Here is a 16,744-nt window from a genome sequence, read left to right as displayed (position 1 = left end):
ATGAGCACAACATGGAAGTTAACGTTGCTTCAGGACTGGATTGAGACTGCTCGGCCAGACGACAAACAGACCGCCGAGTTACCGAAATCGCTTAGCCGGTCAGCGTTCATTCTTCATTACCATCTCAAACTTGCAAGAGATGCGTTTGCAGAGTTTGAGCAACCCGACGGCAGCAGCCATAAGATGCTCACAGCCATGGCAAGCTTTGACCCGAATTTCAGTAGGGCGGCTCTTGTACACGAAGCAAACATCATTGCCACCATCCACACCGTGCGAAACTACGCGGACATTTTCGCCCAGCTTATCAACACGCTGGTGATGCCATTGCCAATAGCTGAGCACAATTGCAGCTTTGGCAGGCTTGCCAGTGATCTACCTGAGTCGGACCTGAAACAGTGCTTGCTAGAGCTGAATTCGTCGTATTGGTTTCGCTACCTTGCAGCATTCAGCAATATCTCCAAGCATCGCCGACTATTACAGAGTAATCCGACCGTATCATTCGACGAAGGCGACCACAAAGACGTGACCGGCTTAAGGGTAGAGGGGTTCTCTTACCAATTCAGCCAAAAAGAAGATGTGGTAGTTTTTCCTCGATGCTGGGGGCATGACCTGCTCGAGGAGGCGTATAGCGTGTACCGCCAGATACTGGTGTTGGGGCAGATGCTGAATCAACACGTCTTGCCCTGATTGCCAGAATGCCTGAACTACACTCCGCCTAGACGCATCAAGCTGGACCGCCCTACCCTCAACGGTGTCTGCACAGGAGAGTTCAGCAATGGCCTCGCACGCTGGTAGTGTTTTGTTGCAGAAGTTCAAGAAGTGTTGTGCGGGGTATTTCGGCAGTTGACGCGAACCCTGTAGCAGCTAGCGAAGCCTGCCCGGCCCGTAGGAGCGAGGCTTGCCCGCGAAGAACGATCACGCGAGGCCCCTGACGGATCGGGGGGACCTTCTTCGCGGGCAAGCCTCGCTCCTACAAGGAAACGTCACCATGACCACCCAGCGGCGCGTGTTTCAGATGCTTACCTTGCTGATGTTTCTGGGGCTCAACGGCTGCGCGTCCTGGTTCGGTGACGATCTGCCGGATCCACAAGTGCATCTGGTCAGAGTCGAAGTCGTGCGCGCCAAGTTGATGGAGCAGAAATTCATCCTGCACTTTCGCGTCGACAACCCCAACGACAGCGACCTGACGGTGCGCGGCCTCGAATACCGCATTCACCTGGGCGACATGTTGCTGGCCGAAGGCGAGCATGAACACTGGTTCACCGTCGGCCCCAAGCGCAGTGCCTATTTCAAGGTGCCGATCCGCACCAACCTGTGGCCCAAGGTGCGGGACGTGGTGAAAATGCTGAAAAAACCCGATCAGCCCATCCCCTATCGGCTGGAAGGTGAAATGGAAACCGGTTTATTCATCGCGCACTACGTGCACCTGGCGCGCAATGGCGTGATAATCCCCGCCGATTTAATTCCGGAGCAAAACCGATGACCCAGCAACCCCATGTCCATGGCCCTGACTGCAACCACGATCATGACCATCACGACCACCATGATCACGACCATGGTCATGTTCACGGCCCGAACTGCGGCCACGCCCACCAGGAACCGGTGCGCAACGCCCTGAAAGACGTCGGCCGCAACGACCCTTGCCCATGCGGCAACGGCAAGAAATTCAAGAAGTGCCACGGCGCTTGATGCTTCGGGCGAAGAACTTCTTCGCCTGCTGAATCGCCTTCGCGAGCAAGCCCGCTCCCACATTGGTTCTGTGTACGACATAAACTCTGTAGGAGCGAGGCTTGCCCGCGAAGACGTCGGCACATTCACTATCAATGTGTCAGTTGTACCGCTTTCGCGGGCAAGCCTCGCTCCTACAGGGGTTTCAGTCAGGCTGCAAAATCTGCGCAGTGCTGACGACCGTCGCATATTCCCCATGCAAATTCCCCAGCGACATCGCATGCACGTCCTCGGCTGAATGCGCATGGCCAAAATAATCGGCCTTGTCGAATGTAAAGCACGCATCCTCCGCCACCCAGGCGTCAAACCCCAGATTCCCGGCCGTTCGCGCCGTGGACTCCACCGAGTTGTGGGTGGCAACGCCAACGATGACCAATTGCTCAATCCCCGCCTCGCGCAAACTCCCCTCCAGCCCGGTCGCGCAAAACGCATCCGGCACCTGCTTCTGAATCAGTTGCTCGCCGGCCAATGGCTGAAAGCGCTCCTGAATCTCCACACCCGATTGCTGCGGCCAGAACACTGAGTCCGGTGAGCGGGACAGGTGCTGCACGTGAATTACCGGGCGCCCGGTTCGCCGCCAATGCCCCAGCAAATCGAGCATTCGCGCCTCGGCGTGAGGATTATTTCGCCGACCGAGCCTGGGCTGCAGGATGCCTTTTTGTTGGTCGATGATGATCAGTACTGCGTTGTTCTTGAGCTCCATGCCGACTTTTCTCACACGAGGTCATTGAATTTCACACACTTCAGCATCACCTCCTCATACAGGCAAGCCATCGAATGCAAACAGGACGACCTGATGCCCGCGGTCGCTGTCCGACCTTACGACGTCACTTGATTTGGAGTACTTCATGATCGACCTGTATTACTGGACCACCCCCAACGGCCACAAAATCTCGATTTTCCTGGAAGAAGCCGGCCTGCCGTACAACGTGCACCCGATCAACATCAGCCAGAACGAGCAATTCCAGCCGCACTTTCTGAAAATCTCCCCGAACAACAGAATTCCGGCCATCGTTGACCATGAGCCCGTCGATGGCGGTGAACCGTTGTCGGTGTTCGAGTCAGGAGCGATTTTGCTGTACCTGGCGGAGAAAACCGGCCAATTCCTGCCCAAGGACCTGCGCGGTCGCCAGCTGGCGCTGCAATGGTTGTTCTGGCAGATGGGCGGCCTGGGACCGATGGCCGGGCAAAATCATCACTTCAGCCAGTTTGCGCCGGAGAAGATTCCGTACGCGATCAAGCGCTACATCGATGAGACGGCTCGCCTGTACGGGGTTCTGGACAAGCAACTGGCCAACAATGAGTTCGTCGCCGGCGACGAGTACAGCATTGCCGACATGGCAATCTACCCGTGGATCGTTTCCCACAAGTGGCAGAGCCAGAACCTGGAGGACTTCCCGAATGTGCTGCGCTGGTTCAATCACATCCAGAACCGTCCGGCGACGGTGAAGGCGTATGCCCTGGCTGCGAAGGTGAATCCGCCTAAATCCTGATGGAAGATCAAGAGATCGCAGCCTCGTTTTACTCGACAGCGCCTACAGGGGAATGTGTTTGCCGATCGTCCGCGTATGCCCGTCGATCGCAATTCATGTAGGAGCTGTCGAGTGAAACGAGGCTGCGATCTTTTGCGTTTGGCGGACAAATCCTGAAATAACCTGATACCCCGCTTGCGCGCCCTCCTCCTGCTCACTAACGTAGCGCCTTTAATGACGCTACCCCCCGCAGGAGCTTTGCCATGGCCTCGCCAGCCCTTACACATTTTCTTCCCCGGTTCGGCGTTGCCGCAGCAGTGGCCGGTGTTTTGAGCCTGACCGGTTGTCAGACCTGGAACACCCAGGACACCCTCCCGCCAACCACCGGCGTGCAGCCGCTCAAGGGCCTGGCGCAGAACGTTTCGGTACGCCGCAATGCCATGGGCATGCCGCTGATCGAAAGCAACAGCTTCCACGACGCCCTGTTCGCCCTCGGCTACGTCCACGCCAGCGACCGCATCACGCAAATGGTCACCCTGCGCCTGCTGGCCCAGGGCCGTTTGTCGGAGATGTCCGGTTCGGACCTGCTGGATGCCGACCGCTATATGCGCGCCGTCAACCTGAAGAAAAGCGCCGGCGAGCTGTACAAGGCGTCTTCACCGCGTCTTAAGCGCTTCTTCGAAGTCTATGCGCGCGGCGTCAACGCCTACTTGTTCCGTTTCCGCGACAAGCTACCGGCCGACCTCGCCGCCACGGGTTACAAGCCTGAGTACTGGCAACCGGAAGATTCGGCGCTGATTTTCTGCCTGCTGAACTTCAGCCAGTCCGCCAACCTGCCGGAAGAAATTGCCGCACTGATGCTGGCCCAGACCGTCACCACCGACAAACTCGGCTGGCTGACGCCGTCCGCGCCCGACGAAAAACTGCCGCTGGGCGAAGCCGAAAAACTCCAGGGCATCAAGCTCAATGGCGCCATCCCGGGCCTGGCCGAGATCAGCAAAGCCACCGCGCAACTGTCCGACCTGAATCTGCTGGGCGCTACCTCGTCGAACAACTGGGCCATCGGCCCGCAACGCAGCCGCAGTGGCAAAAGCCTGCTGGCCAGCGACAGCCATGGCCCGTTGGGTGTGCCATCGTTGTTCAGCTATGTGCAGATTCGCGCACCGAAGTACCAGGCTTCTGGCGTAACGATTGCCGGTTTGCCCATGGTGCTCGGCGGTTTCAACGGCAAAGTGGCGTGGAGCATGACCTCGGTCATGGGCGACAACCAGGACCTGTTCCTGGAAAAAATCAAACGCCAAGGCAACGGCCTCACGTATGAAGTCGGCGGCAAATGGCAGCCGGCGATCGTGCGCAACGAGACCTACTTCGTCAAAGGCCAGCGGCCGACTCGCGAAGTGGTGTACGAAACCCGCCACGGCCCTCTGCTCAACAGCGCCCAGGGCACGACACTGGCCAACGGTTTCGGCCTGGCCTTGCAGACACCGAATTTCACCGACGACAAAACCCTGGACGCGTTTTTTGACCTGTCCCGGGCGCAGACCGTCGAGAAAGCCTCGGACGCCAGCCGCGAAATCCGCGCCATCGCCCTGAACCTGGTGTTCGCCGACGCCAGCAACATCGGCTGGCAGGTCACCGGACGTTACCCGAACCGTCGCGAAGGCGAAGGCCTGCTGCCGTCGCCGGGCTGGGAAGGTCGCTACGATTGGGACGGTTACGCCGACCCGATGCTCCATCCTTACGATCAGGACCCGGCCCAAGGCTGGCTCGGCACCGCCAACCAGCGGGTCATTCCCCATGGCTACGGCATGCAGTTGTCCAATTCCTGGTCGGCGCCGGAGCGCGGCGAACGCCTGGCCGAACTGGCGGGTGTGGGCAAACACGACACGCGCAGCGTGATCGCGATGCAATACGACCAGACCACGACGTTCGCCGCCAAACTGAAGAAAATGTTTGAAGCACCGGGCATGTCCCAACCGCTCAAGCAGGCCATCGAAGCGCTGCCAGTTGCTGACCGCGGCAAGGCTCGCGAGGCGTTTACCCGCTTGATGGCCTTCGACGGCAAACTCAGCCCGACTTCGGCGGATGCGGCGATCTACGAGCTGTTCCTGCAGGAAAGCACCAAACAGATTTTCCTCGATGAACTGGGTCCGGAAAGCAGCCCGGCGTGGAAAGCCTTTATCGCCAACGGCAAGTTGTCCTACGCGGCGCAGGCCGATCATCTGCTGGGCCGTGAAGACAGTCCGTTCTGGGATGACACTCGCACGCCGCAGAAAGAAGACAAGCCGGCAATCCTCGCCCGCAGCCTGGCGGCGGCGATCAGCGCCGGTGACAGCCAATTGGGCGGCGATCACAAAGCCTGGCAGTGGGGCAAATTGCACCGCTACGAATGGAAGAATGCCAGTGGCCAGACCGTTCGTGGTCCATTGGCGGCGGGTGGCGACCACACGACGCTGAACACGGCGGCGTTCACTTGGGGTCAGGACTTCAACACCACGCTGGCGCCGGCCATGCGCTTTATCGTTGACTTCGGCCAGGCGGAACCGTTGATGGGGCAGAACAGCACCGGTCAGTCCGGCAACCCGGCGAGCCCGAACTATCTCGACAGCATTGATCCATGGCTGAAGGGGCAATACATGAGCTTGCCAATGCAGCCGCAGAACTTTGACAAGGCTTATGGGAAGACGCGCTTGACTCTGACTCCGGGCAAGTAAAGGCAAGATCAAGAGATCGCAGCCTCGTTTCACTCGACAGCTCCTACATTGGAATGCGTTTCCCTGTAGGAGCTGTCGAGTGAAACGAGGCTGCGATCTTTTGCTTCTGATCTCTGAAAAAACTATAGAACTTCTGGCTTCGCGCAAACCTCATAGCTAACAAGTCCCTCCATTTTGGTAACGACATGGATCTTGTTATCGCGCGACCTGAAGGCTTGTACTGCCCCGCCGGCGATTTCTATATCGACCCGTGGCGGCCAGTCGAGCGTTCGATTATCACGCATGCTCACGGCGACCATGCCCGTAGCGGCAATCAGCACTACCTGGCGGCCGCGCCCGGCGAAGGGATTTTGCGCGCGCGATTGGGCCAGGACATCAACCTGCAAACCCTGCCCTATGGCGAGCGCTTGCAGCACCACGGCGTCACCCTGAGTTTTCACCCGGCCGGCCATGTCCTCGGCTCCGCCCAAGTGCGTCTGGAATACGGCGGCGAGGTCTGGGTCGCTTCGGGGGATTACAAGATCGAGCCCGACGGCACTTGTGCGCCGTTCGAACCGGTGCGTTGCCATACCTTCATCACAGAGTCGACTTTCGGCCTGCCGATTTATCGCTGGCAACCCCAGGCGCAGGTCTTTGATGAGTTCAATCAGTGGTGGCAGGCCAATGCTACGGTCGACAAAACCAGCGTGCTGTTCTGCTATTCCTTCGGCAAGGCCCAGCGGATTCTCCACGGCATCGACGCCAGTCTCGGCCCCATTTTGGTGCATGGCGCGGTAGAACCGCTAAACCGGGTGTATCGCGACAGCGGCGTTTATATCCCGCCGACGATCTATGCCGGCGATGTCCTGAAAAGCGATCCGATGATGCGCAAAGCGCTGGTCATCGCCCCACCATCGGCCGGCGCCAGCACCTGGATGCGTCGGTTTGGCGATTACAGCGATGGCTTTGCCAGTGGCTGGATGCGACTGCGCGGCACGCGGCGCAGGCGCGGTGTCGACCGTGGCTTTGTGCTGTCCGACCACGCCGACTGGCCCGGCCTGCTCTGGGCCATCGAACAGACCGGCGCGCAACGGGTGATGGTCACACACGGTTCGGTCGGGGTGCTGGTGCGCCATCTTCGCGAACAGGGTCTCGATGCCATGGGCTTCAGCACGGAGTATGGCGACGATGAGGAAGACAACGCCGCCGTCGAAACCGAGTCCGCCGAGGTGCTGCCATGAAGGCTTTCGCCGAGCTGTATGCCGAACTCGACGCTACGACTTCAAGCAACGCCAAACTGGCCGCGATGCAAACCTACTTTGCACTGGCCGCCCCCGAAGACGCCGCGTGGGCGGTGTACTTTTTGTCCGGTGGACGCCCACGGCAACTGGTGCCGGTGCGCGTGCTGCGCGAGCTGGCCGTCGAGTTTTCCGGCCTTGAGCCCTGGCTGTTCGAAGAGAGTTATCAGGCAGTCGGCGATCTGGCGGAAACCATTTCGCTGGTCCTGCCCGAAGCCCGACACAGCTCCACCGACGGGCTGGCGGTATGGATCGAAGACAAACTGCTGCCACTGCGCGGCGAACCCCCGGAAGCCCTCGCGCAGCGTTTGCCCGCGCTCTGGGCGCAACTGGACCGCCACAGCCTGATGCTCTGCATCAAACTCATTACCGGCAGTTTCCGCGTTGGCGTCTCCAAGCTGCTGGTGACCCGCGCCCTGGCGGCCATGGCCGGGCTCGACAGCAAACGCGTGGCCCAGCGGTTGGTCGGTTACACCGACCTGTCCAATCGCCCGAGCGCTGCCAGCTACCTGAAATTGATCGCGGCCGAATCGTCAGACGAACATGCCCAGCGCGGTGGCCAGCCCTACCCGTTTTTCCTGGCCCATGCCCTGTCACACCCGGTCGAGCAATTCGAAGCCGTGCTCGGCCCGGCGAGCCAATGGCAAGTGGAATGGAAATGGGATGGCATTCGCGCCCAGGTGGTCAAGCGCGAGGGACGGTTGTGGATCTGGTCGCGCGGCGAAGAACTGGTGACCGAACGCTTTCCAGAACTCGACAGACTGTTGCACGGCCTGCCTGACGGTACGGTGATCGATGGTGAAATCGTCGCCTGGAAAACCACTCGGCCGAACACCGACGATGCCTTCAACCCGCAATCGCCAGCCGCTCCTGCGGTCATGCCGTTCGCCCTGTTGCAGCAGCGGATCGGCCGCAAAACCCTGGACAAGAAAATTCTTGAGGAAGTGCCGGTGGTGGTCCTCGCCTACGACTTGCTGGAATGGCAGGGCGAGGACTGGCGCAGTCGGCCTCAGGTGAAGCGCCGCGCGCAACTGGATCAGCTCGTCGCCACCTGCAACAACCCGGTGTTACTCGCCTCACCGGTGCTCACCGGCGAAGACTGGTTTGACCTCGCCAAACAACGCGAAGCCTCCCGCAGCCTCGGCGTCGAAGGCATGATGCTCAAGGCCCGGGATGCGCTGTATGGCGTCGGTCGGACCAAGGACATGGGCGTCTGGTGGAAATGGAAAGTCGACCCCTTCAGCGTCGATGCGGTGCTGATTTATGCACAGCGCGGTCATGGTCGCCGGGCGAATCTCTACAGTGATTACACCTTCGCGGTCTGGGACGGCCCGCCGGACGCCAGCGAACGAACCCTGGTGCCGTTCGCCAAAGCCTATTCAGGGCTGACCGACGAGGAAATGCGCCAGGTCGACAGCATCGTGCGCAAGACCACCGTAGAGAAATTCGGCCCGGTGAGCAGTGTGAAACCGAGTCTGGTGTTTGAGCTGGGGTTTGAGGGCATTGCCCTGTCGAAACGCCACAAGAGCGGGATTGCCGTGCGGTTCCCGCGGATGTTGAGGTGGCGGCAGGACAAGTCGGTGGATGAGGCTGACAACCTCGCAACACTGCAAGATTTACTGGGCTAACCCAATCCCCCCTGTGGGAGCGGGCTTGCTCGCGAAAGCGGAGTGTCAGTTGATACAAATGTGCCTGACGCACCGCTTTCGCGAGCAAGCCCGCTCCCACAGGATTTGTGCCATCCTGAACCAAGTTGGTGCAGCTATTTTCAGGCGCCCGATTTCGTGCACAAATCCCCTGTCGCCACTTCTTGTATCACCTTTTAAAACGCTTGTTCGGGACTCTGGTTCGGAAATTGCTACTTTCATTAGGTCTTACGCTTTCCAGTAACAATAATTCTGCGCCACAAGCGCTCATATTGGTTCTTAGGGATTGAATAATGAAAAAAGCATTGCTGACCCTTTCTGCACTGGCGTTGTGCATGGCTGCTGGTTCCGCCATGGCAAAGGAATACAAAGAACTGCGTTTTGGCGTTGACCCTTCCTATGCTCCGTTCGAGTCGAAAGCGGCCGACGGCAGCCTGGTGGGCTTTGACATCGATCTGGGGAACGCAATCTGCGCCGAGCTGAAGGTCAAGTGCAAATGGGTCGAAAGCGATTTCGACGGCATGATTCCGGGCCTCAAGGCCAATAAATTCGACGGTGTGATCTCTTCGATGACCGTCACCGAGGCCCGCGAAAAAGTCATCGACTTCTCCAGCGAGCTGTTCTCCGGCCCGACCGCCTACGTGTTCAAGAAAGGTTCTGGCGTGACCGCAGACGTCGCTTCGCTCAAGGGCAAGACCGTCGGTTACGAACAAGGCACCATCCAGGAAGCCTATGCCAAAGCCGTTCTGGACAAGGCCGGCGTTAAAACCCAGGCCTACGCCAACCAGGACCAGGTCTATGCCGACTTGACTTCCGGTCGTCTCGACGCAGGGATTCAGGACATGCTGCAAGCCGAACTGGGCTTCCTGAAGTCGCCACAAGGTGCTGATTACGATGTCAGCAAGCCTGTCGACAACGCTTTGCTGCCGGCCAAAACGGCTGTCGGTATTAAGAAAGGTAACACCGAGCTGAAAGCGCTTTTGGATAAAGGTATCAAAGCGTTACACGATGACGGCAAATACGCCGAGATTCAAAAGAAACACTTTGGCGATCTGAATCTGTACAGCGGCAAATAATGCCCGGCGCCCATCTCGCGATGGGCGCTTTTTTCATCCGATCAGGTTGCTGATTTATGTTCGAAAACCTATTACAAAACCTGGGGCTCTCAGCCTTCAGCCTCAAGGGCTTCGGTCCGTTGCTGATGGAAGGCACCTGGATGACCATCAAATTATCGGCATTGTCGCTGCTGGTGGCCGTATTGCTCGGCCTGCTCGGCGCCACCGCCAAACTGTCAAAAGTCAAACTGGTGCGGGTTCCGGCCCAGATCTACACCACGCTGATTCGCGGCGTGCCGGACCTGGTGCTGATGCTGCTGATTTTCTACAGCCTGCAAACCTGGTTGACGTCGTTTACCGATTTCATGGAATGGGAATACATCGAGATCAACCCGTTCAGCGCCGGGGTCATCACCCTGGGCTTCATTTATGGCGCGTACTTCACCGAAACCTTCCGCGGGGCGATTCTCGCCGTGCCTCGGGGGCAGGTCGAAGCCGCTACCGCTTATGGCCTCAAGCGCGGCCAGCGTTTTCGAATCGTGGTGTTCCCGCAAATGATGCGTTTCGCCCTGCCGGGTATCGGTAACAACTGGATGGTAATGCTCAAGGCCACCGCGCTGGTGTCGATCATCGGCCTCGCCGACTTGGTCAAAGCCGCGCAGGACGCGGGTAAAAGCACCTATCAACTGTTTTATTTCCTGGTGCTTGCCGCGCTGATCTACCTGGTCATCACCAGCGCTTCCAACTTCGTCCTGCGCTGGCTCGAACGCCGCTACGCCGCCGGCTCCCGGGAGGCCGTACGATGATCGAACTCTTGCAGGAATACTGGAAACCCTTCCTTTATACCGACGGCAACAACATCACCGGCCTGGCCATGACCCTGTGGCTGCTCAGCGCCTCGATTTTCATCGGTTTCCTGGTGTCGATTCCGCTGTCCATCGCTCGGGTGTCGCCGCATTTCTACGTTCGCTGGCCGGTGCAGTTCTACACTTACCTGTTCCGCGGGACGCCGCTGTATATCCAGCTGCTGATTTGCTACACCGGCATCTACAGCCTGGCCGCCATCCGCGCCCAACCGGTGCTGGATGCGTTCTTTCGCGATGCGATGAACTGCACGATCCTGGCTTTCGCCCTGAACACCTGCGCCTACACCACGGAGATCTTCGCCGGGGCGATCCGCAGCATGAACCACGGTGAAGTCGAGGCGGCCAAGGCCTACGGTCTGACAGGCTGGAAGCTGTATGCCTACGTGATCATGCCGTCAGCCCTGCGTCGCTCGTTGCCTTATTACAGCAACGAAGTGATCCTGATGCTGCACTCGACCACCGTGGCGTTCACCGCGACCATCCCGGACATCCTGAAAGTCGCGCGGGACGCCAACTCGGCGACCTTCCTGACTTTCCAGTCGTTCGGCATCGCTGCGCTGATCTACCTGACCGTTACCTTTGCGCTGGTCGGTCTGTTCCGCCTCGCCGAACGCCGATGGCTGGCGTTCCTCGGGCCGACCCACTAGGACCCGTTTTCAGGGATAAAGAGACGAACATGCGCCACCAGATACATGACTTGCTGGCCCCGCTGCCGGGGACCGCACGACAGATTCACAGTTTCCACTTCGGCCCGACATCGGCCAAAGGCAAGATCTACATCCAGTCGTCCCTGCACGCCGATGAAATGCCCGGCATGCTGGTGGCCTGGCACCTCAAGCAGCGGCTCGCGGAACTTGAAGCCTCAGGCCGCCTGCGCAGCGAAATCGTGCTGGTGCCGGTAGCGAACCCGGTTGGCCTGGAACAGGTGCTGATGGACGTGCCGCTGGGCCGCTACGAATTCGAAAGCGGGCAGAACTTCAATCGCTGGTTCGTCGATTTGAGCGAAACGGTGGGCAACGAGATCGAAGGCCAGCTGGGCGATGATCCGCAGCGCAACCTTGAATTGATCCGCGAAAGCCTGCGCAACGCCCTCGCCCGGCAGGCCGCAAGCACTCAACTGCAATCCCAACGCCTGACGCTGCAACGACTGGCCTGCGATGCAGACATGGTGCTGGACCTACATTGCGATTTCGAAGCGGTGGCCCACCTTTACACCACCCCCGAAGCCTGGCCCCAGGTCGAGCCGCTGGCCCGTTACATCGGTGCCGAAGCGAGCCTGCTGGCCACCGATTCCGGCGGTCAGTCGTTCGATGAATGTTTCACCCTGCTGTGGTGGCAGTTGAAAGAACGCTTCGGCGAGCATTTCAACATTCCGCTCGGCAGCCTCTCGGTCACCGTCGAGTTGCGCGGCCAGGGTGACGTCAATCACCCGTTGGCCAGCCTCGATTGCCAGGCGCTGATCGATTACCTGATTCACTTCGGCGCCATTGCCGGCGAACCGGCGCCACTGCCCGAACTGCCCTACCCGGCCACACCACTGGCCGGCGTCGAACCAGTGGCCACGCCCGTCGGCGGTCTGCTGGTGTTCACCGTGCTGCCGGGGGAATACCTCGAGGCCGGGCAACTGATCGCCGAAATCATCGACCCGATCAACGATCGCGTCACCCCCGTTCATTGCACCGCCGCCGGCCTGATGTACGCCCGCTCGCTGCGGCGCATGGCCACTGCCGGCATGGTGATCGCGCACGTCGCGGGCACCGAGGCCTATCGCAGCGGCTACCTACTTTCGCCTTGAGGATGCATGCCCCATGTACAAACTGACCATCGAAGGCCTGCATAAAAGCTATGGCGATCATCATGTGCTCAAAGGCGTTTCACTCAAGGCCAACACCGGCGACGTCATCAGCCTGATCGGCGCCAGCGGCTCGGGCAAAAGTACCTTTCTGCGCTGCATCAACTTTCTCGAACAACCCAACGACGGCGCCATGACCCTGGATGGCCAGAACATCCGCATGATCAAGGATCGCCACGGCATGCACGTGGCCGATCCCGATGAACTGCAAAAAATCCGCACGCGCCTGGCCATGGTGTTCCAGCACTTCAACCTGTGGAGCCACATGACCGTGCTGGAAAACATCACCATGGCCCCGCGCCGGGTGCTGGGTTGCAGCAAAGAGGAAGCCGAAGACCGCGCGCGACGTTATCTCGACAAGGTCGGGCTGGCGGCGCGGGTGGCGGATCAATACCCGGCGTTTCTTTCGGGTGGTCAGCAGCAACGCGTGGCGATTGCGCGGGCATTGGCCATGGAGCCGGAAGTCATGCTGTTCGACGAACCAACCTCGGCGCTCGACCCGGAGCTGGTGGGTGAGGTGCTTCGAGTGATTCAGGGCCTGGCGGAAGAAGGCCGGACCATGATCATGGTGACTCACGAAATGAGCTTCGCCCGCAAGGTATCGAGCCAGGTGTTGTTTCTGCACCAGGGCCTGGTCGAGGAAGAAGGCGCGCCGGAAGACGTGCTGGGCAATCCGAAGAGCGAACGGCTGAAGCAGTTCCTGAGCGGCAACCTCAAGTAAACACATGCCCCCCTGTAGGAGCTGTCGAGTGAAACGAGGCTGCGATCTTTTGATCTTGCTTTTAAAAAGATCAAGATCAAAAGATCGCAGCCTCGTTTCACTCGACAGCTCCTACAATGGGTCCGGTTCGTTCAGATCGTTCAGTGTCATTAAACCTTTGCCCTTGCGCCGCGGTCACTGAAAGAACACTTTCAGAGCGCACACCGCCGGCATGGGATCCTCCCCCGACTACGCAAAACAATGGTTCAGCGCCCGCGACTGGAAGCCGTTCGCCTTTCAGAAACAGGTGTGGACGAGTGTCAAACGCGGCGAGTCCGGATTACTTCACGCCAGCACCGGCGCCGGTAAAACCTATGCAGTCTGGTTTGCCGCGCTCAATCGCTACGCCAAGTCGATCGCTCCTGTAGAACCCCCTCGCAAACGCAAGCCGCTGGCCGAACCGCTGACAGTGCTGTGGATAACCCCCATGCGTGCCTTGGCCGCCGACACCGCTCGCGCCCTGGAAGCGCCGCTGCGCGACTTGCAGATCCCGTGGAGCGTCGGCCTGCGCACCGGCGACACCAGCAGCAGCGAACGCGCGCGACAGAGCCGACGCCTGCCGACCACACTGATCACCACCCCCGAAAGCCTGACCCTTCTGCTCGCCCGTGCCGATGCGCAAACCGCGCTGGCGACCTTGCGCATGGTGGTGGTCGATGAATGGCACGAATTGCTCGGCAACAAGCGCGGCGTACAACTGCAACTTGCTCTCGCCCGTTTGCGCCGATGGAATCCGGATCTGATCGTGTGGGGCGTTTCCGCGACGCTGGGTAATCAGGCCCACGCCGAACAGGTATTGATCCCACAGGGCGGCGGCATCAGCGTGCAAGGCCAGACCTCCAAGGAACTGCGGGTCGACACCTTGCTGCCACCCGCCATCGAGCGATTTCCATGGGCCGGGCACATTGGCCTGAAGATGTTGCCGCAGGTCGTCGCCGAAATAGACTCCAGCCCCAGCAGCCTGGTGTTCACCAACACCCGTGCGCAATCCGAGATCTGGTATCAGGCCTTGCTGGAAGCTCGTCCTGATTGGGCCGGGCTGATTGCCTTGCATCACAGCTCACTGTCGCGAGACACCCGCGACTGGGTCGAGCGAGCGCTTAAGGAAGGTCAACTCAAAGCGGTGGTCTGTACCTCAAGCCTGGACCTGGGGGTAGATTTCCTGCCGGTGGAACGAGTGCTGCAAATCGGTTCGGCCAAAGGCGTGGCGCGCCTGATGCAGCGTGCCGGGCGGTCAGGTCATGCGCCGGGGCGTGTGTCACGGGTCACGCTGGTGCCGACTCACAGCCTGGAACTGATCGAAGCGGCGGCGGCTCAAGACGCCGTGGCGCAACGCCGTATCGAGCCCCGGGAGTCGCCGCACAAACCGCTGGATGTGCTGGTGCAGCATCTGGTCAGCATGGCGTTGGGCGGTGGATTTGTGCCGGATGAGTTGTATGAAGAAGTCCGTGGCGCCTGGGCCTATCGAGACCTCACCGTGGAGGATTGGACCTGGGCACTGGCTTTCGTACGCCATGGCGGACTTTCCCTGACAGCCTATCCGGACTATCGCCGGGTGGAACCGGATGAACACGGCGTGTGGCGCGTACCGGATGCGCGGCTGGCACGACGGCATCGCATGAGCATCGGCACCATCGTCAGCGATGCGAGCATTCAGCTGAAGTTCTGGAGCAAGGGCGGCGGCGGCAAGCAGCTGGGCAGCGTCGAGGAAGGTTTTATTGCGCGGCTCAAACCGGGCGACGGCTTTCTGTTCGCAGGGCGCTTGCTGGAATTGGTCCGGGTGGAAAACATGACCGCCTACGTCAAACGCAGCACCGCGAAAAAAGCCGCGGTGCCGCGCTGGAATGGCGGGCGGATGCCCCTTTCCAACGAACTGGCGCAGGCGGTGGTCGCGCGTTTCAGTGCGGCGGAGCAAGGCGAGTTCATCGGCCCGGAAATGCGGGCGCTGCGTCCGTTGCTGGAGGTGCAGCAACGCTGGTCCGGGCTGCCGACCTCGACGTCGTTGCTGGCCGAAGCGTTGAAATCCCGCGAAGGCTGGCACCTCTTTCTCTACCCCTTTGCCGGGCGCCAGGTGCATCTGGGACTGGCCAGTTTGCTGGCGTGGCGGGTCAGCCAGCAGCAGGCGGTGACGTTTTCCATCGCGGTCAACGATTACGGGCTGGAATTGCTCAGCGCCACGGCTGTGGACTGGTCGCAGGTCTTGAACCCCGGGCTGTTGAGTCCCGAGCATTTGTTGGAAGACGTACTCGCCAGTCTGAATGCCGGAGAACTCGCGCTTCGTCGCTTTAGGGAAATTGCGCGAATTGCCGGGCTGGTGTTTGCCGGCTACCCCGGCGCACCGAAAAGTACGCGGCAGGTTCAAGCCTCCAGCGGGCTGTTTTTCGAGGTGTTCAAGCAGTACGACGCAGGGAATCTGTTACTGGCCCAGGCCGGGGAAGAAGTCCTGCGGGAAGAACTGGATATTCATCGCCTGCAACAGACGTTGGCGCGCATCAATCAGCTGAAACTGGACCTGCATCACCTCAAACGTCCTACACCATTGGGGTTTCCCCTGTTGGTTGAGCGCATGCGGGAAAGCATGAGTTCGGAAAAACTCGCGGACCGTATCCGACGCATGGTCAGCGACCTTGAGAACACCGCCGAAACCGGAAAAATCTGATGAGTACGCCCTATCCCGTGCGACTCGCCGGCGAAGAGCTATGGCTGCTGCCGGAAAAAGCCATCTACTGGCCGGCGCAACAAGCCCTGTTGATCGCCGACGTGCATTTCGGTAAAGCGGCGGCGTATCGCAGCCTGGGTCAGCCGGTGCCCCATGGCACCACCGCCAGCAATATCGCGGTGCTGGACGGGTTGTTGGCCGCCCTGCCCTGCCGTCAGCTGATTTTCCTTGGGGACTTTCTGCACGGGCCTGGCTCCCACGCCACTGGCACGTTAAGCGCACTGGCGGATTGGCGGGCGCGGCACCCGGACCTGCCGATGACGCTGATCCGCGGCAATCACGACAAACGCGCCGGGGATCCGCCAGCCTCATTGAACATACGCGTAGTGCCTGAGCCGTTGTTGCTCGGGCCGTTCGCCTTGCAGCATGAGCCCGATCCCCATCCGCAGCGGCATGTGCTCGCCGGGCATGTGCATCCGGTTTATCGGCTGAACGGCAGAGGTCGGCAGCGTTTGCGCCTGGCGTGTTTCAGATTGGGCGAGCAGATCAGCCTGCTTCCGGCTTTTGGCGCATTTACCGGCGGATATCAGGTCGAGCGGGACGACAGCTGCAGGATTTTTGTCATCGGCGACAACGACATATGGCCAGTCAGCTGACGCCTACCCCATACCCTGTAGGAGCGATGCTTGCTCGCGAAGACGGCGTGTCAGATAAG

15 protein-coding genes are annotated in these 16,744 nt (G+C 60.0%); 14 read left to right on the top strand and 1 reads right to left on the bottom strand.

Translation table 11 applies throughout. From position 1 onward, the window contains the following. The 3 genes from ACA049_RS06215 (at window position 1) to ACA049_RS06205 (ending at window position 1,689) form a co-directional block, all read left to right on the top strand. Window positions 1–687 (top strand): hypothetical protein, encoded by a 687-nt coding sequence (locus ACA049_RS06215; protein ID WP_497333929.1) that lies wholly within the window; start codon window positions 1–3, stop codon window positions 685–687. Window positions 688–988: 301 nt separating this feature from the next. Further along, window positions 989–1,483 (top strand): LEA/WHy family protein, encoded by a 495-nt coding sequence (locus ACA049_RS06210; RefSeq protein WP_497333927.1) that lies wholly within the window; start codon window positions 989–991, stop codon window positions 1,481–1,483. Continuing rightward, the gene (locus tag ACA049_RS06205; protein ID WP_007906737.1) at window positions 1,480–1,689 is read left to right on the top strand and encodes an SEC-C metal-binding domain-containing protein; all 210 of its coding nucleotides are present in this window, start codon (window positions 1,480–1,482) and stop codon (window positions 1,687–1,689) included. Before ACA049_RS06210 ends, ACA049_RS06205 begins: the two co-directional genes overlap by 4 nt. Before the next feature lie 184 nt (window positions 1,690–1,873). Here ACA049_RS06205 and ACA049_RS06200 read toward each other — a convergent pair whose 3' ends face one another. Further along, window positions 1,874–2,431 (bottom strand): cysteine hydrolase family protein, encoded by a 558-nt coding sequence (locus tag ACA049_RS06200; RefSeq protein WP_497333925.1) that lies wholly within the window; start codon window positions 2,429–2,431, stop codon window positions 1,874–1,876. Between the two features lie 145 nt (window positions 2,432–2,576). Between ACA049_RS06200 and ACA049_RS06195 the strand changes: the two genes are divergently transcribed. The 11 genes from ACA049_RS06195 to pdeM all read left to right on the top strand — a co-directional run bounded on the left by ACA049_RS06195 (window position 2,577) and on the right by pdeM (window position 16,685). Beyond that, the gene (locus tag ACA049_RS06195) at window positions 2,577–3,221 is read left to right on the top strand and encodes a glutathione binding-like protein (protein WP_497333923.1); all 645 of its coding nucleotides are present in this window, start codon (window positions 2,577–2,579) and stop codon (window positions 3,219–3,221) included. Between the two features lie 242 nt (window positions 3,222–3,463). Continuing rightward, a complete protein-coding gene (locus tag ACA049_RS06190; RefSeq protein WP_497333921.1) occupies window positions 3,464–5,914 on the top strand; it encodes a penicillin acylase family protein in 2,451 nt (816 codons plus the stop codon). 185 nt (window positions 5,915–6,099) lie between these two features. Beyond that, entirely contained in the window at window positions 6,100–7,134 is a 1,035-nt protein-coding gene (locus tag ACA049_RS06185; protein ID WP_497333919.1) for a ligase-associated DNA damage response exonuclease, read from the top strand. After that, a complete protein-coding gene (locus ACA049_RS06180) occupies window positions 7,131–8,819 on the top strand; it encodes an ATP-dependent DNA ligase (protein ID WP_497333917.1) in 1,689 nt (562 codons plus the stop codon). The genes ACA049_RS06185 and ACA049_RS06180 overlap by 4 nt, the downstream gene beginning before the upstream one ends. Window positions 8,820–9,130: 311 nt before the next feature. Further along, window positions 9,131–9,913, top strand: coding sequence for a transporter substrate-binding domain-containing protein (locus ACA049_RS06175; RefSeq protein ID WP_219096833.1), 783 nt, complete (start codon window positions 9,131–9,133; stop codon window positions 9,911–9,913). Between the two features lie 56 nt (window positions 9,914–9,969). Beyond that, the gene (locus ACA049_RS06170) at window positions 9,970–10,698 is read left to right on the top strand and encodes an ABC transporter permease (protein ID WP_054046997.1); all 729 of its coding nucleotides are present in this window, start codon (window positions 9,970–9,972) and stop codon (window positions 10,696–10,698) included. Continuing rightward, complete coding sequence (locus ACA049_RS06165) at window positions 10,695–11,405, top strand: ABC transporter permease (protein ID WP_497333915.1); 711 nt, start codon at window positions 10,695–10,697, stop codon at window positions 11,403–11,405. The genes ACA049_RS06170 and ACA049_RS06165 overlap by 4 nt, the downstream gene beginning before the upstream one ends. A gap of 29 nt (window positions 11,406–11,434) precedes the next feature. Further along, on the top strand, window positions 11,435–12,553 hold the full coding sequence (locus ACA049_RS06160) for a succinylglutamate desuccinylase/aspartoacylase family protein (RefSeq protein ID WP_497333913.1): 1,119 nt from the start codon (window positions 11,435–11,437) through the stop codon (window positions 12,551–12,553). A 13-nt stretch (window positions 12,554–12,566) separates the two neighbouring features. After that, window positions 12,567–13,331, top strand: a complete 765-nt coding sequence (locus tag ACA049_RS06155) for an ABC transporter ATP-binding protein (RefSeq protein ID WP_109628270.1) — start codon at window positions 12,567–12,569, stop codon at window positions 13,329–13,331. 211 nt (window positions 13,332–13,542) lie between these two features. Further along, window positions 13,543–16,029: a ligase-associated DNA damage response DEXH box helicase gene (locus tag ACA049_RS06150; RefSeq protein ID WP_497333911.1), complete on the top strand. Its 2,487-nt coding sequence runs from the start codon at window positions 13,543–13,545 to the stop codon at window positions 16,027–16,029. Then, on the top strand, window positions 16,029–16,685 hold the full coding sequence (gene pdeM / locus ACA049_RS06145) for a ligase-associated DNA damage response endonuclease PdeM (protein ID WP_497333909.1): 657 nt from the start codon (window positions 16,029–16,031) through the stop codon (window positions 16,683–16,685). The genes ACA049_RS06150 and pdeM overlap by 1 nt, the downstream gene beginning before the upstream one ends. The last annotated feature ends 59 nt before the right edge of the window (window positions 16,686–16,744 follow it).

Source organism: Pseudomonas sp. LBUM1662 (assembly GCF_059695915.1).
Note: the sequence above shows the minus strand (reverse complement) of the source record. Positions and strands in the feature narration are given on the sequence as shown.